The sequence below is a fragment of the Saccharicrinis carchari genome (assembly GCF_900182605.1).
GTDB lineage: Bacteria > Bacteroidota > Bacteroidia > Bacteroidales > Marinilabiliaceae > Saccharicrinis > Saccharicrinis carchari.
In genome coordinates this window covers 19,469-39,625 of record NZ_FXTB01000006.1, presented here as the reverse complement: position 1 = coordinate 39,625, position 20,157 = coordinate 19,469, and the positions used below count along the sequence as shown (strand labels likewise).

The following is a 20,157-nucleotide window of genomic DNA, read 5'->3' as shown; positions in this document are numbered from 1 at the left end:
ACGGTTTATTGTTGTTTAAGTTTTTAGTCAAATTGTTAAACGTAAAATCCTCATAAAAGTTCAAATTTCTAAAGCTATAAAACGTCGCCACAATAAAACACATTCTTTTATGGTAATCTGCCTTTTTTTTAAAAGATTAAATAGCTTATTTTTTTTTATTAAATTGGAGACAAAATAGCCACAAAATAACAGGGGATACATCCAAACACTCTAAGAATTAAACCAGTTAAACGGATACATAGATGGGGAAAAGGGAAACGCTGATAAAAAAATTTCTTGCCTGGCGAATCAGGTACGTGAGCAATAGGCAATTTATGATGCTATTAAGTGTTATTGTAGGTGTTGCCGCAGGGCTGGCCGCAGTAGTCATTAAAAAATCAGTGGGTTTTATACATCACCTCGTTCAGGGGGTTATTTCATTGCAAGGTTTTGAGTGGCTTTACTTGATAGCACCGGGGGTGGGTATTTTGCTTACGGTTTTATTTATCAGGATTGTGGTTCGCAGGCCGGTTAGGCATGGTATTCCCAATGTGCTTTATTCCATATCCAAGAATAAGGGGCAAATGAACCGGCATAATATGGTATCGTCGGTTATCGCCAGCTCCCTGACAGTTGGATTTGGCGGATCGGTGGGTTTGGAGGGGCCAACCGTTTCAACCGGTGCCGCCATAGGAGCCAACCTGGGCAAGGCCTTGCATTTAAATTACCGACAGATTACCTTATTATTGGGGTGTGCATGTGCAGCAGCTATGTCGGCCATTTTTAAGGCACCTATTGCAGGTATTGTGTTTGCGCTCGAGGTTATTATGCTGGATTTAACCCTGGCATCATTGGTTCCTCTGCTGTTGTGTTCGGCATCGGCTGTGGTGGTGTCCTACCTGTTTTTAGGTCAGGAGGTAGTTTATCCTTTCGACATTGAACATACTTATACACTTAAAGAGCTTATTTTTTATGTGCTCCTGGGCTTGGGCTGTGGACTGGTAGCCACCTATTTCACCCGCATGTATAAATATATCGAGAGACTTTTTGAGAAAATACAGAGTGGATGGAACAGGCTCCTGTTTGGCGCACTTACCCTGGGTGTTTTAATGATTTTTTTTCCGCACCTTTTTGGCGAAGGATATGAAGTGATTAACGGAGCTTTACGGGGCGACCTCTACTATCTTCACGACCTGGGTGTTTTTGCTCACATCAACGATACTTTTATAAATTTTGTGATAATTATGGTGTTTACCATTGGGGTTAAGGTAATTGCTACTTCAATTACTTTTGGTGCCGGCGGAGTGGGAGGTATTTTTGCACCCACCTTGTTTATGGGCGCCAACACCGGCGTTTTATTTGCCTCCCTCATCAATAAGTTTGGCTGGGCCGAACTTCCGGTTAAAAACTTTGCGCTCATTGGTATGGCCGGGCTCATAGCCGGGGTATTACATGCACCGCTTACAGGTCTGTTTCTTATTGCCGACCTTTCCGGGGGATACAGCATGTTTTTACCTTTAATGATTACCGCTACCATTAGTTATGTTACCGCCAAATCCTTCGAAGAACATTCGGTTTATACCCACCAGCTCGCCAAACGCAAGGAGTTGCTAACACATGATAAAGACCAGAACGTAATGACCATGATGGATGTGAACAAGCTGATAGAAACGGATTTTGCAGTAATCCCGCCCGATGCCACCTTGGGCGATCTGGTAAAAGTAATTACAACGGCACATCGGAATTTGTTCCCGGTTGTGGATAAAAATGACATGTTAAAGGGTATGGTAAAGATGGACGACATTAGGGATATTATTTTTAAGCCCGAAAAATATGAAAAGGTAAAAGTAAAAGATCTGATGTACATGCCCGAATACTTTATCAGCCCCGACGATTCCATGGAAGAGCTGGTAGAGATTTTCCGTAAATCATCGCGTTTTAATGTGGCCGTTATTGATAAAGGGAAATACAAAGGTTTTATTTCAAGAGCTAATGCCTTTACAGCCTATCGCAATCACTTAAAAATGTTCTCTTCGGGGTACTAAAAAAATCATGTAGGGCTTTTTTAATCCTGTTTGTTACCTCCCAAACCTTTATATCGCTTTTACAGATAAAATATTTAAAAGGTGGGGTGTGTCGTGTAACTGCCTGCTATTCAATTTTTTCTATTTCGTTAAAGTATTGCTAATTAGAGTATTGTAGTGCCGAAATGCTCGCTTAAAAAAATAAAAAAACTAAAAAAATGGTTTATGCCCTTCGTTTAGGATAATGGGTACTTCATTTTAAAAGTTGAGCGATTCATTGAAAAATTCCAACAATATACTGTTAAATAGTAGCGCAAAAGCACCCCTATCGCAAGTGGCTTTTTGGTGCTTATATTATTAAAAATTATTTTTGAAGTGTAATTATTTTAAAAACGAAGAGAGCGTAAGAATACGAGGAGCAGCTTTCAGTTATGTTAAAATCTTTACGACTTTATCATTTTATAATAACGCAAAATAGTGCTTCTCATAGCCGCTAAGTAACAATATACCGCCCTAACAAAATAGTTCTAAACTATTTAAAGAGACTGTCGCCCATCCAAACCATGACAGTCTCTTTTTTTTTACTAAAAGTTCCTAACTGCATGCGTGAGGATGTTGCTCGAAAAAACAGTAAATGACTTGATCCGGTCACGAACCCCGGGGCGGCATGTTTATTGGTTTTGTCGATTGTAAACAACATGCTATACCCCGGTTTCTCTCACTTATGCCAATAAGTTGTGTTTTTAGTCTTTTAGCAAATAGTATCCTCATCTGTTACAATCCGCTTATCTGCTAATAAGCACAAAAAAACTGGCCTATTAAACATACATGCTGTCGCGTTGTTGCATTAAGGCCTCATCCGAAATATAATCGTCGTATTCCATTTGTTTGTCGATGATTCCCGTGGGGGTAAGTTCAATGATGCGGTTACTCACGGTTTGAATAAATTCGTGGTCGTGGCTCGAAAATAGCACAATACCTTTAAACTGTATCAAGCGTTCGTTAAAGGCCTGAATGGATTCCAGGTCGAGGTGGTTGGTTGGGGTATCCAAAATCATGGTGTTGGCATTTTTTAGCATCATACGTGCTATCATACAACGCATTCTCTCGCCACCGGATAGTACTCGGCTCTTTTTATATATCTCTTCGCCCGAAAACAGCATCTTGCCCAAATAGCCCCTTATAAACATTTCAGTAGTGTCGTTTGAGTATTGCGATAACCAGTCGGCAATATTGAGGTCGTTATCAAAGAATTCGGAATTTTCAACAGGAAGGTAAGCCGTTGTAATCGTTTGCCCCCAGCGGTATTCGCCTGTTTGGGGTTCGTTAATCCCGTTGATAATATCGAACAAGGCACTCATGGCGCGAGGGTCTTTTGATAAAAATACAATTTTGTCGTTTTTTTCTACGTTAAACGATACATCTTTAAACAATGTCTCCCCCTCAAGCGATGCGCTCAGGTCGCGCACTTCCAGGATGGTATTCCCGGGCTCACGCTCGGGTGTAAATATAATAGCCGGATATTTACGTGTAGAGGGTTGAATCTCTTCGATGTTCAATTTCTCAATCATCTTCTTACGGCTTGTTGTTTGCTTACTCTTGGCCACATTGGCGCTAAAACGAGCAATAAACTCCTGGAGTTCCTTTTTCTTTTCCTCGGCTTTTTTGTTGTGCTGCTGCTGTTGGCGTAGTGCCAGTTGGCTGGATTCGTACCAGAAACTGTAATTGCCCGAAAATACCTGAATTTTGCCAAAGTCGATATCGACGGTGTGGGTACAAATAGAATCTAAAAAGTGGCGGTCGTGGGATACTACAAGTACCGTATTTTCAAAATGGGTAAGATAATTTTCGAGCCAGCTTACCGAGTCTAAGTCCAGATCGTTAGTAGGTTCATCCAGCAGTAGGTTGTCGGGCTTACCAAACAAGGCACGTGCCAACAGTACTTTAACCTTTTGCTTACCACTCAGGTTGCTTAACAAAGTATTGTGTACTTTTTCTTTTATACCCAGTCCGCTCAACAGGCTGGCCGCATCGCTTTCGGCATTCCAGCCGTCCATTTCGGCAAATTTTTCTTCCAGCTCAGATGCTTTAATACCATCTGCGTCGGTAAAATCGGCTTTTGCGTATAGGGTGTTTTTTTCGTTCATCACATCCCAAAGTGTGCTGTGCCCCATCAATACGACATCAATTACCGACAAGTTGTCAAATTCATGATGATCCTGCTTAAGCACCGACAAACGTTCATTAGGGCCAAAAACTACCGTTCCGCCGGTAGGATCCAACTCGCCGCTTAGTATCCGTAAGAAGGTGGACTTGCCTGCACCATTGGCACCTATTATGCCGTAACAATTGCCTTGTGTAAACTTTAAATTCACATCCTGAAAAAGTGTTCTTTTACCGAATTGAATTTTTAAATTAGAAACTGTAATCATTTATATTTGTTTTGCTTTTAAGCGGTTTGTTGATAAAATAGCCGCAAAGGTAAGTATAAATATTTAGTGGCTTCCGGAAAATGTAGTTTTATTAAATGGACTAATTGTGGAATAATGTGTATTTTAGCCTGATTGTTTTTAACCTATTTACTTATTATGATGAAAAACCTTTTGATAGCTGCCACTCTTATGCTGTTATGGGCTTGCACCGGCATAAAGGAAACATCTACAAAGCAAGCATTGGAAACCAATGTGCCCAGTGCTTCGGGCAATACATTTGAAAGGCAGATGAAAGGGATAGAATTTTATGCTTCAGGTAACAATGGTGGGTGGACGCTGGAGATTGATTTTGATCGGGTTGTCAGATTCTTCAGAGCAAATGAGGATTCAGTTTTTGAAGTGAACATTGTTACCCTGGGCGAAGGCTTAAAAGGCCCGGATGCCACCCATCAGGTTGCCAATAGTGAAGGGGAGTTGAATATTGAGATAAAAACAAAAGAAAATCCTTTTGCGCAAGAAGATGCTTTTCCGTATCATGTGAGCTTGAAGTATATTGATTTTAAGACTAATACAACGTACGAGTTTGTAGGTGGTGGTGAGTTTTATGGAGCCATAGCCTTACACGATATTTGGATGCTGGAAAAAATGGATCGCGATAAATTGAAAATCGCACAGGATGAGCAGCAACCCTATATGGAAATTCATTTAGATAAACAGAAAGTAATGGGGCATTTGGGTTGTAATGCGTTTACGGCAGATGTGTATTTTGGCAGAAAGCAAATAAGTTTTTCATCTGTGATGAGTACCAAAATAGGCTGTCCTGTTTTAAAACTGGAACAACAATTTGCAAAGGCTATCGGCAACCATACTTTCAATTACCGTTTCGAGAACTTACATTTGATGTTGGAAAACGAAAAAGATACCCTTATTTTTAGAAAGACGGATTGACATAAAAAGCGCCTCTGCCTTATCTTCCGTTGTGCGGAGGGGTATGGAATGTAATGTGACGCTTGCAGCTGAATTGGTACAAGCTGTGGCAAACATTGAAAGCGTCTTCTTTTTTATTGCGCAGAAGGAAAAATATTTTATTTAAACAGATTAATTAAGGATGATATAATGCACATTGTAAAATTTAGTGAACTTACAGATCAGTATAAAGTTATTTTTTTTGATGCTTATGGGGTGCTTATAAATCATGCAGGAATGATGGATGGAGTGAAGGAAATGTTTGATGATTTAAAACATAAGGGAATTTACTTTTACATCATTACCAATGATGCATCCAGCTCGCCTGAACTTTTGGCAAAGTATTATAACGATAGAGGTATTGAACAGGTAAAGCCTGAAAATATGGTGTCATCCGCCATGATGAGCATGCGTTTTTTAAAAGAGAACGTACCTCCCGGCGCTTCTGTTGCCTATCTGGGCCGGCCAACATCGGAGTATTATATCCGTAAAGCAGATCTTGTCCCTATCCGAATAGAAACGGTAAAACCCACTAATTATCCACAATTGGGTGCCATAGTACTTTTTGATGATGCCGGTTACGATTTTCAACCGGCCGTAAATAAAACACTTAACGTAATCAGAGGTACCGATGTACCTGTTATTGTGGCTAACCCCGATTTGATATATCCGGTAAACGAATACGAAAGTGCGCTTGCCGTAGGCAGTGTGGGTAACATGTTGGAGAAGGTGGCCAATCGCAGTTTCTTTCGCTTTGGAAAACCCGATGTGAGTGTTTTTGAACTGGCTTTTGAACTGGTAAACAAAAAGCGTACGATATCGAAGCGAGAGGTTTTAATGGTGGGCGATACACTGGATACAGATATTGCAGGTGGAAACAACTTTGGTATAGATACGGCTTTAGTGCTTTCCGGAAGCACACTGAAAAACCAGGCCGTAAAAATGATGGACAACAAACAAATAAAACCTACCTATATTTGTAATTCAATAATGGATTAGTAGGGTTAAAATAAATTGGCAACAAGCTACCTTTCGCCATATGATTTATTTGTGATAAACACAAAACTCAAATATTAAAGGTATCTTTGCAAGTGCAATTTTTTAAAAAAACGATGGCAGAAATAGGCAAGTATAATGTTTTAAAGGTAGTGAAAGATTTGGACTTTGGTCTGTATTTAGATGGGGGAGAAGAGCTGGGCGAAATATTGATTCCCAGGAGATACGTACCCGTAAATTGCACCGTGGGTAACGAGCTGGAGGTGTTTATTTATTTAGATTCGGAAGATAGGCTGATTGCCACCACCGAAATGCCCGAAGCAACCGTAGGAGAATTTGCTTTTCTCGAAGCCGTGTCGGTGAGTAAGGTGGGTGCCTTTTTAAACTGGGGATTACCTAAGGACTTACTGGTTCCTTTTCGCGAACAGAAGATGGATATAGAAAAAGGGAAAAAGTATGTGGTGTACATTTATCTCGACGACGAAAGCCGTAGGATTGCAGGATCAACAAAAATAGAAAAGTTTTTAGATAACCTGCCTCCAAATTATCATGTGGGCCAGCAGGTGGATTTGATGGTGTTTAATCAATCGGAACTGGGTTATAAAGCCATTGTTAACGGTATGCACACCGGTATTATCTACGACAACGAAGTTTTCCGCAACTTAAAAAAAGGGGAGAAAATAAAAGGTTATATAAAAAAGGTAAGGGAGGATGATAAAATTGATTTGGTACTTGAAAAACCGGGATATGGTAAAGTGGATGGCATAGCCCAAGCATTGTTAGAAAGATTGAAAAAAGCCAACGGGTTTATCGACATCACCGATAAAAGTCCTGCCGATGAAATAGCCCGCAGATTGGGAATTAGTAAAAAGAATTTTAAAAAGGCTGTAGGAGCGCTGTATAAGCAAAAGATTATCACCATTGAAGCAGGCGGCATACGGTTGCTGGAGTAAATAACGATTAGCAATCGCAGGGGGTGTAATTTATGGTAAAATAAAAGGTAGATCCTTTATTGATTTCCGAGTGCAACCAAATTTGGCCACCTAACATTTCTACGCAAGCTTTGGTTATGGATAAGCCCAGGCCTGTTCCGCCATAAATTTTCTCTGTATTGCTACTGGCCTGTATAAATCTATCAAAAATATTTCCCTGTTTGTCTTTTTCAATGCCAATACCTGTATCCCGTACGAAAAAATGAAGGTAGTCGTCACTCACTGAACATCCTAGCGTGATGCTGCCTTCAGAAGTGAATTTTAGGGCGTTGCTGAGTAAGTTTTCAAGAATTTGTCGTAAACGGGTTGGGTCGGTTATCAAGCATAGTGGCTCATTGGGTACTTCCAACAAAATGGTAATGGGTCTTTTCTTCTCGCTTATTTGCTCTTTATAAATTTCAATGAGTTCGTGTAGCAATTCTTTTACATTGGTAGGTTCCAGCGTGGGTTTAATATAACCCGAATCGAACTTGGCGATGTAAATAATATCGTTTATAATGCTTAAAAGGTGGTTGCCGCTATTGCTGATAATATTGGCGTAACGTTTAATTTCGTCAGGTGTCGCACTGGAGTCTTCTGCCAAAAACGTCGAAAAACCAATAATACCATTTAATGGGTTTCGTATTTCGTGGCTCATATTGGCCAAAAAGGCCGATTTTAACCGGTCGCTTTCTTCGGCCTTTTCTTTGGCCAGCTCCAGTTCTCCAATCATTTTTTTGCGTTCGGTTATGTCTAATTTAACAGAAACAAAGTTCGTTATGTTACCTTTTGGGTTAATAATAGGAGATGTAATTGTTTTTTCCCATATCAGATCGCCATTCTTTTTTTTATTTAAAAATTCTCCCACCCATGTTTTTCCACTTAATATGGTGTCCCAAAATATTTTATAAAAATGATTATTATGAAATCCAGATTTAAATAAGTTACATTTTTTACCAATGAGTTCCTCTTTGGTATAGCCTGTAGATACACTAGCATATGGGTTAGCGTATTGTATAACACCCTCTATGTTGGTGATGATTATGCTTGTTGGGTTTTGTTCTATGGCCATTAGTAATTTGGCATTGTTTTCTTCGGCTTTGGATCTTATTTGTACGTTCACGAGCATTTGAGCATAAATTTTTATCATCTGTTTTTCATCATCCGTAAAAGCATGATGTTGCTTCACAAAATCAAAACCGATAAATCCTGTACAATGGTCACCGTGCATCAAAGGTGAGGATAGTACGTTTTTTACTTCATGTTTTAGCAACATCTTGCGTGTACGCTCAATAGGGTAATCCGAAACGTTAAGTATTTCCACGTCCTCTCCCTTGCTGTGCTTTTCCACCCAATCGGGAAAATGCGAAAAAGGTACGGCTTGCGATTGCTTTATTAGGGGTTTTATGTTGTTTTTGCAGTACTCACCGGTATTAATAGCTATCTGTTTTTTGTGGTTATAATCAAATATATAGCTTCTGTCGGCACCTACAAAAATGGCTAGTTTTTTAAGTGAATAGTTGATTGCCCAGGTAGTTTTGTTTAGTGGAATATTTATAAAGGTTGAAGCCAACTCCATGATGGTTTTTCGCAGTTCCAATTGATATTGTATTTGCTTTTGGGCGTGTATGCGTTCGCTTATGTTACGTATAGTGCAATAAATGGTGCTTTCCCCTTGAAAACTAACCGCTTTTCCCACTATTTCAACATCTATTTCTCTACCATCTCGGTGTCGTAGTTTGCTTTCAAATTTTTGTATGCAAGCGGTTTTTAAAACTGTTTGCAATTTTTCAAGCATTATAGGTAACAGGCGTGAGGGTACAAATTGGGTAAAGGAGGTGCCCAGTATTTCATCGTTGTTGTAACCCAGCATTTTTTGCTGACGGTCGTTTACAAACTTGAGCATGCCTTTGCTATCGAGCACTACAATGATATCGTTGGTGTTATCTACTATAATACGATATTTTTGCTCGGTATTGAGCAAACTTTCTTCAATTTGCTTTTGTGCGGTAATATCAATGGCGGTACAAACCACATAGGCAACATGGCCTTTGCTGTTTAGTTTGGGCGCTTTGGTGATGGACAGGTATCTTCGTTCTGAATTTTTACTGGTGAACCAACCGTATGTTCGGGATGTTTTTTTGCTTTCGAATACTTTATGGTTGGATTGGTAATACGCGTCGGCTTCGTTTTGGGGTAGTAAATCGTATAGGTCGGCGTTGTATACAGTAGATACCTCGTAACCTAAAAAGTCGGCATGGGCTTTATTGGCTGCACCATATTTCCGGGGGCTTGTTAGATACCATATTTGATGAGGGATATCTTCGATAGAAAAATCATCGATTGCAGGCTCCCGGGGAAGGGGTTTTTTAGATGATTCGGAGCCTCCGGTAGTTTGGGTTTCCATACCATTATCGATTATATGCAAGTTAGTATTGTAATTCAGGCTTTCTCAAATTTAACTATTTTTTCTGGTAAAAGCTACGATGTACACCTATATTTATGAGGTACCACAGCTTATCTAAACAAAATAAAACAAAGGTTCTGACGGTTCGCTTATGGTGTTTGGCATTCTCCGTGAGGAGGATAGGTTGAAGTAAATTTTAAGTTTTTCATTAACTTTAATTTTATGAGACTGAATATTAAAAAAATGATTTTATCATTCTTATTTCTTGGCAAAATCCAGGGGTTTAAATGATTAAATACGCCAATATATCGCTTTTGTAAGGTTATTTTTAACCCTTACAATAAGCACACACGGGATGCGCATTTGCCTGGCAAACGCATCTCGTACTTGACGTTTTACATATCGCTACTAATTAGCCATCCCCGGGATAACCTCGTAAATGAAGCATTTGTTAATTCATGCTATTTAAATCGTAGATATTATGTATAAAAACACTATTTTTGGTGAAATATATTGAGGTAATATTTGTTTGTAATTTGTTAAGTATTTGTATCACAGCATATTGTCTCGTTTTTTTGTTATAATACCCGTTTAAATGATGAATGTAAAAAGAAATAATGCATGGTTGCTCCTGTTGCTGTTATTGGGTAGTGTTTCATGTATTCCACAAAAGGAATTATTGTATCTGCAAAACAAAGAATCGGTGGTGGATTATCCGGACGCCGATGTAATTACCGGCAAGTATATTTTGCAGCCCAACGATTATCTTTTTATTCAAGTATCTACCTTCGACCCTAAAATATCCGAGTTTTTTAATTCAACACGTGCGGGCAATACCTCGCAAAGTACACAAAGTAACATGTTTATGTATATGATTGACGACCATATGGATATAGATTTTCCATATGCCGGAAAAATCAACCTACAAGGATGCAACCTGCCATGTGCCAAGCAAAAGATTAAGGAGGCCTTAAAGCCCTTTTTAAAAGATGCTAATTTAATTGTTCGCATGGGTAGTAACGCATACACCATTTTAGGAGAGGTGAAAAATCCCGGACAGCACAAGATGAGCAAAGATCAGATAACGATATTTGAAGCTTTGGGCACGGCAGGCGATTTAACCCCGTTCGGAAAAAGAAAAGATGTTAAAATTGTACGTCCACAACCCGATGGTGGCTACCAAACCATTATAGTGGATATTACCGATAACGAAATAGTGGGATCAGATAAATATTATATTTACCCCAACGATTTTATCTATGTTAGGCCTATACGTGCCAAGCAATTGGGAATTGGAGAATCATTTAGCCTGGGTGTTTTTTCATCGCTATTGGCTTTAACCCTTACTATTGTTACTTTAACCCGATAGATATAAAACTGTATTGATATGCAAAAAACGCCAAACAGTTCTACCCCTGATGCTGCCTCAATAATCAATCTGGATTATAAAAAGTTAATAAGAGACCTGCTCCGGTATTGGTGGTTGTTTGCTATTACCATTCCACTGGCGTTGGGTGGGGTGTATCTGCGCCACCGATGGGTAACGGAAATTTACAGCGCGTCAATGCGTATCTTAATGGAAGAGAGAGGAAATGAAATGCCGCAGACAGATATGATGGCGGGTTTTGGCCTTACACCGGGTATGAGAAATCTGGATAACCAATTGGCCGTTTTAACATCCTGGGATATGGTGGGCAAGGCTATTGATGCGCTGGATTTTAATGTAGGTTATTTTGTACAGGGCAATTTTAAAACAACCGAAATATATCCGGCAAGTGACTACAAGGTGGAATTTGATACTTTACATCCACAATTATTAAATACACCGTTTTATATAAAGCAAATAGATAAGCAACATTTTGAGTTGAGTTATGCTGCGGAAGGACAAGGTGCATACAATTATACAACCGGAGCTTATGTAGGTGGTCCGGGTGCTATGCTGCCGGTAGCACGATACCAATTGGGCGAATGGATAACCAGCAAATGGTTTCGCTTTAGGTTGGTGGGTAATGGTCTGTCTCTATCTAACGAAAATCAATATTACTTTATTTTTAACCATCCCAACTCGTTAATAAGTAGATATTCAAGTTTGATAAGAACATCCAAAACGGATGAATCTTCTATCATACGTGTTTCAATAACCGGTGCTAACAAGGCGAAAAATATCCGTTTTTTAAATACCCTGGCTAATGTGTTTATTGATTCCAACCTCGAAAAAAAGAATCAGATAGCCACCAATACTATTCGCTTTATTGAGTCGCAATTGCTAAATATCCGTGATTCACTAAGTGATACAGGTGCCGAGCTAAGTAACTTCAGAACCAGTAACCGAATACAGAGTATATCTACAAAAGCCGAATATTTGTTCAATCAATTGCAGGAGGCGGAACGAAAAATGGCCGAACTGCACATTATGGAGAATTATTATGATTATCTGATTCAATATTTTGGCAATGACGATATCGATAATGATATTATTGCCCCTGCTATTTATAAAGTGGATAATCAATTGTTAACGGCTCAAATTCAACGTGTAATAGAGTTGAATACCGAACGACTGGCGGTGCAAATCCCTTTGGGAGAAGCCAGGAATCCATATTCCGAACAAAAAGAGATGGAGATGGAGCTAGCCAAAAAAACATTGATAAAATCTATCGAGAGTCAAAAAATGGCATTGGGTAAAGAGATGGACAGGATTGATGCCGAAAAAGCCGGATATGAAGCCAACCTGTATAGCTTGCCCGAAACGGAGCGTAAGCTGCTGGGAATAGAACGCAAATTTGATTTAAACAATGAGGTATATACCTTTTTGCTCCGAAAAAGATCCGAGGCACAAATTCAAAAGGCTTCTAACACGCCCGATCATCAGGTTTTAGAAGCTGCCCGAAGCGGGGGTATGGTTACTCCCAATATACAAAACGACTTTCAGAAAGCTGCTCTGGCAGGTATATTGATACCTTTATTGTTGCTTATAGTAAGGCAATTACTCAACAATAAAATAACCAGTGTGGATGATGTGTCGCGCATAACTGACCTGCCTATTGTGGGTCAAGTGCTACATAGCAATAAGCCCGAAGTAAACGTGGTAAGTAATCATCCTAAAACCGTGGTAACAGAGGCTTTTAGGCGAGTTCGTGCCCGATTGGATTTTTTAGTGGGCGACATAGAATCACCTATTATTACAGTAACCTCCTCCATGCCCGGCGAAGGTAAAACGTTTTGTTCGCTTAATCTGGCATCAGTTTTTGCGTTGGCAGGAAAAAAAACCGTTATCATTGGCTTTGATATGCGTAAACCCGGTTTAAATAAAGTGTTGGGACTCAACGATAAGGATGGCGTTTCAAACTTTTTGATAGGTCAGTCTGCCTTAAAAGATATCCTGATACCTGACCCCTCGGGCTTAAGTAATTTATATATCATACCATCCGGGGTAATACCACCAAACCCTTCCGAACTCATTGGCTCCGATAAAACTAAGGAGTTGTTTAGTTTATTGAAGAAGGAATTTGATATGATACTTCTGGACTCTCCACCGATGGGTGTTGTGGCCGATCCTTATCTGCTGGCCCGACAATCTGACGCCTTGATATTCCTGGTGCGCCACAACCACACGATAAGGCAAATGTTTGCACATACTGTTTCCAATCTAAAGGCCGAAGGAATAGAAACCAACGTAGGTATTATTTTAAACGACCTGAACATGAAACGCGGTGTTTATGGAGCGGGTTATGGATATGGATACGGTTATGGGTATGGCTATGGTTACGGCCACGGATACTACGAGGAATAAAGGGAAACCGGAAAACACAAGCGCATGGACCTATGTTTTCCAGCTCTCTTGAATGTGGCTGCCTGTTTCCGGGTTTTGAACAATATTCAGAAAGGTGGGTATTTCTTGCTGCATTTCTTCTACATGCGATATAACGCCAACAATGCGGTTTTCGTTCCGCAGGTTTTTCAGGGTGCTAAACACCACTTGTAAAGAGTCCTTATCAAGCGATCCAAAACCTTCGTCCAGAAAAAAGAAGTTCCGTTGGGTCTGCGTGAGGTTTTGAATATTGTCGGCCAAGGCCAGGGCTAGCGAAAGGGCAGCCTGAAAGGTTTGTCCGCCTGAGAGCGTTTTTACACTTCGTAGCTTGCCACCATTCAGGTAATCTCTCACTTCAAAGCTGTTGTCCTGGCTTAATTCCAGACTAAGGCTTTGCCGGGTCATTTTATAAAAGCGCTGGTTAGCCGCAACACATAAATTTTGTAGATATACCGATGAGATATAGTTTACAAAACCACTTTTATAAAATAATTTACGCAGGGTGTCTATATCGGCAGCACGCAGCTTAAGCTTAGCCAGCTCTTCTGTTATTTCTTTTTTTAAGGTGAGTTTTTTATTTAGCTCGCTTAGGGTTGTTTCTGTCTTACCATGTTTACGGTGCGCCGCATCTATTTCTTTTTTATATTCGGCAGCCAGGCTAATTGCTTTTTGGTGTTTTTCGGCATGGTAAGTTTGCTTGTTAAGCGCCAGTATTAATTTTTGAATTTCGTTGTGGATGAGTTGATGGTTATTGTGGAAATCCTGTATTTTTTGCTTAGAAGCTTCAATGTTTAATTGTAGCGAAAGGATGGATAAAATGTTGTCTTTGGTACTGTACGATGAGTTGGCAATATCAGCCTCAAGCTTTAATTGCAAAGCGTCAAGATGTTTGTTTTCCGATTGTAAATGTTTTTTATTAATGTCTATTTTGCTTTGTAATACGGCCGCTACCTTTTGATGTTCTTCAAGCTGTTTGCGAAGATGCTCATATTCCATAGTGGTTTTGGATACGATGCTTTGCAATTCATGTACTTTACCCGTGATTTGTTCGCTGCTGGTTTCTTTCAGGTTGTTAATAAGTTTATCCGGAATGTTGCGTAAAAGAATCTCTTTGGCGCTTTGATTTTTGTCTATTTCACGCTCAATCTTAATTAGCTCCTGATTGTATTTTTCTGTGTTTTTAACTTCCCGGGCATACCGTTCGCGTAATTGCAATAATTTTTTTTCGTCGGCATCAATAGCGTTATTTATTTCGGTATACGTTTTTGCGGCCTTTAACAGCAGTTCCTCTTCTTTGTATTGCGGCACTATTTTATTTTGATGCTCTTTTGCTTCGTTTAAGATACGCGTAACTTTGGCATCCAGCGTCTTTAGTTGTGTTTGTATCGGTTTATTGCTGGCCGCATACCGCTCAATAAGCCGGGTGAGCTTGCGGTTGTGCTGTAAAAGCGCTTCTGTTTTTTCTGCTTTTTCTTTGTAGGTTTTAATTTGCTGCCTGATGTCTCCGGCATTATGTGGTTTAGGATGATGCTCCGATCCGCACAAGGGGCAGGCACGGCCATCGGTAAGTTGCAGGGCATAGGTTTCCAGACCCGATTGCACCAGTAGACTATCACGTTGCTTATTGATATTTTTAAGCTGTTCTTCGTAATGTTCTGTACTTTTACTTAGCTCTTCCAGCCATTGCTTTAGGTCGTCCGTGGCGGGTGAGAAACCGGCTTGTTGTAGGTTATTACGCAGTTGCTGCATTAATTTGGATGATTGCTCGTTTCCCGTTTTTATTTCCTGTTGGGTGTCGTCGATAAGGGTGTTTAGGTTTTTGTTGTGCAAGTGCCATTGTTGTGCCCGGTTAATGGTTTCGATATCAGGGCGTTGTTTTTTCAGCTCGGACAAAGTGGTCATCAATTCCTTCTCTTGCACTTCCATTGATTTAAGCTTATGTGTGAGTTCTGTAATAAAAGCTTCACCTTTTTTAAGCCGTTGGTTATCGCTGTTTATCTTAAGTATCAACCTTTTTGCCTCAGATAACTTACCAAGGTCATCGATCTCTTTTTTTATACGCTCGATGGTTTTGTATTCCTGGCTTATCTGTTCAAACTTAATGTTCAGTTGGTTTAAATCGGTCTGGGTTTTTTGTAGTAATAGTTGGTCGGCATTTATTTCGCCTTGGAGGGCTTGTGTTTTTTGTTGTACTACGGTAATTGATTCCAGTGTGTTTTTAAAATGGATGATACAATATTCGTAAGCACCTATGTCTTTTTGTAGCTTTATGATAGACTCTTTTTGTTTGTTTAGTTCATCTGCTTTTTTTTGGTAGATGCTAAGTTGTGCGGTGTTTTCTTTTAGCTTTTCCAGCGCTAGCACGGCTTGGTCGTGTTTTATTTGTTCGCGCAAAAGAACCTGTAGATTATTTTCAATTTCTTTAAGTTGCAATTGAAGTTCTTTTTGTTGTTGAACGGATACTTCGCCAAGCTGCTCAAGGCGACCCGATAAGTTTTGTATGCTGGCATTGTTTTCCAATTCCAGATTTTTTACTTTGGCTGAAAGTTCGTATTTCTGCAGTCCAAATAATTCCTTCATCATTTGGGTGCGCTCACTACTTTTGAGCTGTAAAAATTCTTGAAACTTTCCCTGAGGGATGATGATGGTGCGCTTAAAATTGTCGTAGCTTAAGCCGATAGTGCTTTCCAGCTCTTCCTGGCTTATAGGGATGAACTTATCGTTTATTTTTTTATAAAGTGCTCTGTCAATTTTTTTTACATCGTCAAATCGCTTGCTGTTTCGTTTGGCCGAAGCTTGCACACGGTATACCTCGCCGTTTTTTCCGGCCGTAAAATCAAACGCTATAAACAGTTGGTTCGATTTTAAATTCATCATATTGTAGTTACGGTTGTCGCCGCTTAAAAGTAATCGGTCTGTTTTTCCGTATAAGGCAAAAGTAATGGCCTCTAAAATGGATGATTTTCCACTACCTACTGTGCCAAAAATACCGAAGATGTGATTGGACGTGAGTTTTTCAAAGTCGATGGTTTGCCTGTGCTGATAGGAGTACAAGCCTTCAAATGTAAGTTTTATGGGTATCATGCGTTTTGTTTTTGATCGGCTATTACTTCATTTAATAAACTGAGGATGCTTGGGTTAGGCTCCAGTCCGTTCACATGTTTAAAGTAATCGGTAAACAAGCTTGTAAAATCTTTGCCTATATCTATGTTTTTGCTGTTGCTTTGATTTGATGCTGCTGTTTTAAGTTGCGGAATCAGGGTAACAATGCCGCTATGTAACGCGTTAAGATGCTGCCTGTCCGCAGCAGAAATATACGCATCGGTTTTTAGGGTCAGCTCTATCAGCTTGTCCTGATTGCTTAAGAGTAACTCTTCGGCCTCTTTCATCCCGTCTGCCCGTAATCTCAACAACCCTTTGCCTTGTTTAAGTTCTACAGCCAATACCTCTGCTTTTTTGCCGGGCTTTACCTCCACTATCATTACATATTTTTGTTGATTCGTTTCGGCAAATGAGTAGGATAAAGGACTGCCTGAGTAAACTACGGGTTGTATATCCGATGCTATGATTTGCTTTCGATGCAGGTGGCCCAGTGCAACATATTGCACCTGCGGAGGAAAGTTATCAGCATAAACTACCTGGGCACCACCAACATGCAGGATGGGTCTTTCGTCATCGGATTCCTCCTGCGCTTGTTGGCCACGTTTAACAACAAAAAGATGAGTGGCCAAAATATTCACTCCTTTGTTGTCACAGTATTTGTTAGCAATTTGGGCCCACCGGTTTTGTAGTATATCCCGCAGGTCGGCTTCTTTGTCCTGAACATTTAATGCTTGTTTTAAACGAAACTCGTTGGCATAGGGGGTAGTGATTATCCTTAAGGGATAATTGGCCGTGGGGACATTGAATTCCACAAAGCCTTCGTCTGTTTTAGAGAGTTCCAAACCCGATTCGAGTTTAAAGGGCATTGTTTTACTGTTGGGGTAACCCAAAAAAATAATGCCGCATTCGCGTGCCAGTGGGTCGGCCGTCTCAATTCTATCGGGAGAATCGTGGTTCCCCGAAATAGCCACTACCGGCCTGGTTCCTTCGCGCGTGAGTTGCTTTACCGTTCTGTAAAAAAGCTCAATGGCTTCCGATGCTGGGTTGTATGTATCAAATAGATCACCTGAAATAACCACGGCATCTACGCTTTCGGAATCGGCAATGGAGCATATCTCGCCCAATACCAATGTTTGTTCCTTGATGCGTGAAAAATTTTCGAGCTTTTTACCAACGTGCCAATCGGCACTATGTAATATTTTCATATACGCTATAAATTACAAAGTGGGTGAAGATATCAAAACTAATAAAAAAACGGATGTTTTGTGATAGCAATAGGCCGGGGCAACAGCGAATGAACCAGGAAGCCCAATTGAACATGGTGTTGTATGGTTTTTGATGAAACAATGTATAAAAGCTACGGAGTAAGTTTAAAAATAGGGTAATACATGCTATTTGTTGAATGAAACAGAGCGTATACCCTTATTTTATTGACTTAAGATTTGGTTTATACTTTGAATAATCTATATTTGTAGGGCAAATATTAGTGAACTTAGTTGTTAACCCTAAAAATTATCAGTTATTATGAACAAAGCACAATTAATTGATGCAATTGCCGGAGATTCTGGTTTAACAAAAGCAGACGCAAAAAAAGCGTTAGATTCATTTATTAAAGTTACCGGCGATGCGCTTAAAAATGGCGACCGTATTTCGCTTATCGGTTTTGGTTCTTTTTCTGTTTCCGAAAGAAGTGCTAGAACAGGAAGAAACCCACAAACAGGTAAAGAGATTCAAATTGCTGCAAAAAAAGTAGTTAAATTTAAAGCAGGTAGCGAATTAAGTGACTCTGTAAACTAGTTCTCTTTTTCCAAAAAGAATTTTAGAGAGTACCTTACGTGCTCTCTTTTTTTTGCTATAACTACTAGCCGATGAAAACCCAACTACTTGATTATTTGAGCGGGCATCTCACCGAAAACAGAAATGCATTGTTCGATAAAGTTTTAAAAGATAGAACAAGGTATTTGACTGTAGTGCTCGAAGATATCTATCAATCGCATAATGCAAGTGCGGTGCTGCGTTCGTGCGATTGCTTTGGGATTCAGGATATCCATATTATTGAAAACAGAAACAAATATACAGTGAACCGTGATGTGGCATTGGGATCGGCCAAGTGGTTGAGCTTGAAAAAGTATAATCAAAACGAAAACAATTCACAAGAGGCATTACAAAAGCTCAAAAAACAGGGATACAGGATTGTTGCCACTACACCGCACAGCAGCGATGTTGAACTGTATGATTTTGATGTGACCAAAGGTAAAACGGCGCTTGTATTTGGAACCGAACTGACGGGGGTTTCAGAGCTGGTAAAACAAGAGGCCGACGAATTTTTACGTATCCCCATGTATGGATTTACCGAAAGTTTTAATATATCGGTTTCAGCCGCTCTGGTTTTGCAACATCTGGCACATGAAATCCGAAAACGGAATGTAAACTGGCAACTAAGCAAGCAAGAAATGGAGGATGTAAAATTGCAATGGATTAAAGCTTCAGTAAAAAGTTCCGACTTGATTGAAAGAGAATATTATAATAAGTATAAGTGATAAAAGCAATTTCTATATAGACCAAGGTGTAGAATTCGGTGATTAATAGCTTTTTTTGTATCTTTAAATACAAAAGAAATGGTAAAATATGTTTTCTTTGTGCTTATATTTCTATTTTTTGAATAAACTATCGCCCTATGAATTGTATAATTATTGACGATGATAAGTTCTCGACCAGGGTTATTACTGATTTTGTTAATAAAACAGATGAGTTAAACCTAATTGGGACTTACGAAAGTGCAGTTGATGGCATTAATTATCTGAATGGTAAAAATGCCGAACAAATAGATATACTCTTTTTGGATATTGAAATGCCGGAAATGACAGGCATTGATGTGTTAAAAACCTTACAAGTATTGCCGCAAGTAATTATTTATTCTTCACAGGATAAATATGCGGTCGAATCCTATGAGTACAATGTAACGGATTATTTGCTGAAACCGGTCACCTATCCACGTTTTTTAAAGGCCATCAACAAGGTAAAAGAGAAAAACGAAAAAAGAGAGGATGTAACTAAAAGCGGCACCGAAATATTTATTAAAAACAACTCATCGCTGGTTAGGGTAAAATATCAAGATATTTTATGGATAGAAGCTTTGGAGAATTACGTTGTGGTAAATTCTTTTAATGAAAAGTACACTATACACTTTACCATGAAGGCCATTGCCGATAAAATGCCGGCCGATAAGTTTGTGCGGGTTCATCGTTCATTTATTGTAAATATCAGTAAGATAAAAGTGATTGAGGATAATTCGGTGGTGATTAAAACCGAAACAGGATCAAAAGTAATTCCCATTGGTAAATCGTATAAAGATCAGTTGATGAATGATATCAACCTGATTACCAAATAGTATGAATGTAAATAAGTACCTAACTAACCACTATTGATTGCAGTAGTGGTTTTTTAAATTGTCTTATTAAATTTAGCTAAG

13 protein-coding genes are annotated in these 20,157 nt (G+C 39.5%); 9 read left to right on the top strand and 4 right to left on the bottom strand.

Annotated features, from left to right (window positions below; all coding sequences use genetic code 11):
- Nucleotides 1–242 precede the first annotated feature (242 nt).
- Complete coding sequence (locus FN809_RS11820; protein ID WP_142533737.1) at nt 243–2,024, top strand: chloride channel protein; 1,782 nt, start codon at nt 243–245, stop codon at nt 2,022–2,024.
- A gap of 797 nt (nt 2,025–2,821) precedes the next feature.
- On the opposite strand, the gene FN809_RS11815 is transcribed toward FN809_RS11820, so the two are convergent.
- A complete protein-coding gene (locus tag FN809_RS11815) occupies nt 2,822–4,435 on the bottom strand; it encodes an ABC-F family ATP-binding cassette domain-containing protein (RefSeq protein ID WP_142533736.1) in 1,614 nt (537 codons plus the stop codon).
- 156 nt (nt 4,436–4,591) lie between these two features.
- On the opposite strand from FN809_RS11815, the gene FN809_RS11810 reads away from it, so the two are divergent.
- The 3 genes from FN809_RS11810 (at nt 4,592) to FN809_RS11800 (ending at nt 7,350) form a co-directional block, all read left to right on the top strand.
- Nucleotides 4,592–5,383 carry an META domain-containing protein gene (locus FN809_RS11810; protein ID WP_142533735.1) on the top strand — a complete coding sequence of 264 codons (792 nt, stop codon included), beginning with the start codon at nt 4,592–4,594 and terminating at the stop codon, nt 5,381–5,383.
- A gap of 168 nt (nt 5,384–5,551) precedes the next feature.
- Nucleotides 5,552–6,400 carry an HAD-IIA family hydrolase gene (locus FN809_RS11805; protein WP_142533734.1) on the top strand — a complete coding sequence of 283 codons (849 nt, stop codon included), beginning with the start codon at nt 5,552–5,554 and terminating at the stop codon, nt 6,398–6,400.
- Nucleotides 6,401–6,513: 113 nt separating this feature from the next.
- Nucleotides 6,514–7,350: a CvfB family protein gene (locus tag FN809_RS11800; RefSeq protein WP_142533733.1), complete on the top strand. Its 837-nt coding sequence runs from the start codon at nt 6,514–6,516 to the stop codon at nt 7,348–7,350.
- 7 nt (nt 7,351–7,357) lie between these two features.
- Here FN809_RS11800 and FN809_RS11795 read toward each other — a convergent pair whose 3' ends face one another.
- The gene (locus tag FN809_RS11795; RefSeq protein WP_142533732.1) at nt 7,358–9,775 is read right to left on the bottom strand and encodes a PAS domain S-box protein; all 2,418 of its coding nucleotides are present in this window, start codon (nt 9,773–9,775) and stop codon (nt 7,358–7,360) included.
- A gap of 595 nt (nt 9,776–10,370) precedes the next feature.
- On the opposite strand from FN809_RS11795, the gene FN809_RS11790 reads away from it, so the two are divergent.
- Both FN809_RS11790 and FN809_RS11785 read left to right on the top strand, forming a co-directional pair.
- Nucleotides 10,371–11,144 carry a polysaccharide biosynthesis/export family protein gene (locus FN809_RS11790; protein ID WP_142533731.1) on the top strand — a complete coding sequence of 258 codons (774 nt, stop codon included), beginning with the start codon at nt 10,371–10,373 and terminating at the stop codon, nt 11,142–11,144.
- Between the two features lie 18 nt (nt 11,145–11,162).
- Nucleotides 11,163–13,565 (top strand): polysaccharide biosynthesis tyrosine autokinase, encoded by a 2,403-nt coding sequence (locus FN809_RS11785; protein ID WP_142533730.1) that lies wholly within the window; start codon nt 11,163–11,165, stop codon nt 13,563–13,565.
- Nucleotides 13,566–13,595: 30 nt separating this feature from the next.
- Here FN809_RS11785 and FN809_RS11780 read toward each other — a convergent pair whose 3' ends face one another.
- Together FN809_RS11780 and FN809_RS11775 are read right to left on the bottom strand one after the other, a co-directional pair.
- Nucleotides 13,596–16,667: an AAA family ATPase gene (locus tag FN809_RS11780; RefSeq protein ID WP_142533729.1), complete on the bottom strand. Its 3,072-nt coding sequence runs from the start codon at nt 16,665–16,667 to the stop codon at nt 13,596–13,598.
- The gene (locus FN809_RS11775; RefSeq protein WP_142533728.1) at nt 16,664–17,890 is read right to left on the bottom strand and encodes a metallophosphoesterase family protein; all 1,227 of its coding nucleotides are present in this window, start codon (nt 17,888–17,890) and stop codon (nt 16,664–16,666) included. Before FN809_RS11775 ends, FN809_RS11780 begins: the two co-directional genes overlap by 4 nt.
- Before the next feature lie 319 nt (nt 17,891–18,209).
- Here FN809_RS11775 and FN809_RS11770 point away from each other — a divergent pair, with 319 nt between their 5' ends.
- The 3 genes from FN809_RS11770 to FN809_RS11760 all read left to right on the top strand — a co-directional run bounded on the left by FN809_RS11770 (nt 18,210) and on the right by FN809_RS11760 (nt 20,076).
- Nucleotides 18,210–18,482 (top strand): HU family DNA-binding protein, encoded by a 273-nt coding sequence (locus FN809_RS11770; RefSeq protein ID WP_142533727.1) that lies wholly within the window; start codon nt 18,210–18,212, stop codon nt 18,480–18,482.
- Between the two features lie 71 nt (nt 18,483–18,553).
- Entirely contained in the window at nt 18,554–19,225 is a 672-nt protein-coding gene (locus FN809_RS11765; RefSeq protein WP_142533726.1) for a TrmH family RNA methyltransferase, read from the top strand.
- 137 nt (nt 19,226–19,362) lie between these two features.
- Nucleotides 19,363–20,076 (top strand): LytR/AlgR family response regulator transcription factor, encoded by a 714-nt coding sequence (locus FN809_RS11760; RefSeq protein WP_142533725.1) that lies wholly within the window; start codon nt 19,363–19,365, stop codon nt 20,074–20,076.
- Nucleotides 20,077–20,157 lie beyond the last annotated feature (81 nt).

Bases quoted from the DNA above. Each gene is read 5' to 3' on its own strand.
- FN809_RS11805 (WP_142533734.1), top strand. From the start codon at position 5,552: ATGCACATTGTAAAATTTAGTGAACTTACAGATCAGTATAAAGTTATT.
- FN809_RS11780 (WP_142533729.1), bottom strand. From the start codon at position 16,667: ATGATACCCATAAAACTTACATTTGAAGGCTTGTACTCCTATCAGCAC.
- FN809_RS11815 (WP_142533736.1), bottom strand. From the start codon at position 4,435: ATGATTACAGTTTCTAATTTAAAAATTCAATTCGGTAAAAGAACACTT.
- FN809_RS11810 (WP_142533735.1), top strand. From the start codon at position 4,592: ATGATGAAAAACCTTTTGATAGCTGCCACTCTTATGCTGTTATGGGCT.
- FN809_RS11820 (WP_142533737.1), top strand. From the start codon at position 243: ATGGGGAAAAGGGAAACGCTGATAAAAAAATTTCTTGCCTGGCGAATC.
- FN809_RS11790 (WP_142533731.1), top strand. From the start codon at position 10,371: ATGATGAATGTAAAAAGAAATAATGCATGGTTGCTCCTGTTGCTGTTA.
- FN809_RS11795 (WP_142533732.1), bottom strand. From the start codon at position 9,775: ATGGAAACCCAAACTACCGGAGGCTCCGAATCATCTAAAAAACCCCTT.
- FN809_RS11800 (WP_142533733.1), top strand. From the start codon at position 6,514: ATGGCAGAAATAGGCAAGTATAATGTTTTAAAGGTAGTGAAAGATTTG.
- FN809_RS11785 (WP_142533730.1), top strand. From the start codon at position 11,163: ATGCAAAAAACGCCAAACAGTTCTACCCCTGATGCTGCCTCAATAATC.
- FN809_RS11760 (WP_142533725.1), top strand. From the start codon at position 19,363: ATGAATTGTATAATTATTGACGATGATAAGTTCTCGACCAGGGTTATT.
- FN809_RS11765 (WP_142533726.1), top strand. From the start codon at position 18,554: ATGAAAACCCAACTACTTGATTATTTGAGCGGGCATCTCACCGAAAAC.
- FN809_RS11775 (WP_142533728.1), bottom strand. From the start codon at position 17,890: ATGAAAATATTACATAGTGCCGATTGGCACGTTGGTAAAAAGCTCGAA.
- FN809_RS11770 (WP_142533727.1), top strand. From the start codon at position 18,210: ATGAACAAAGCACAATTAATTGATGCAATTGCCGGAGATTCTGGTTTA.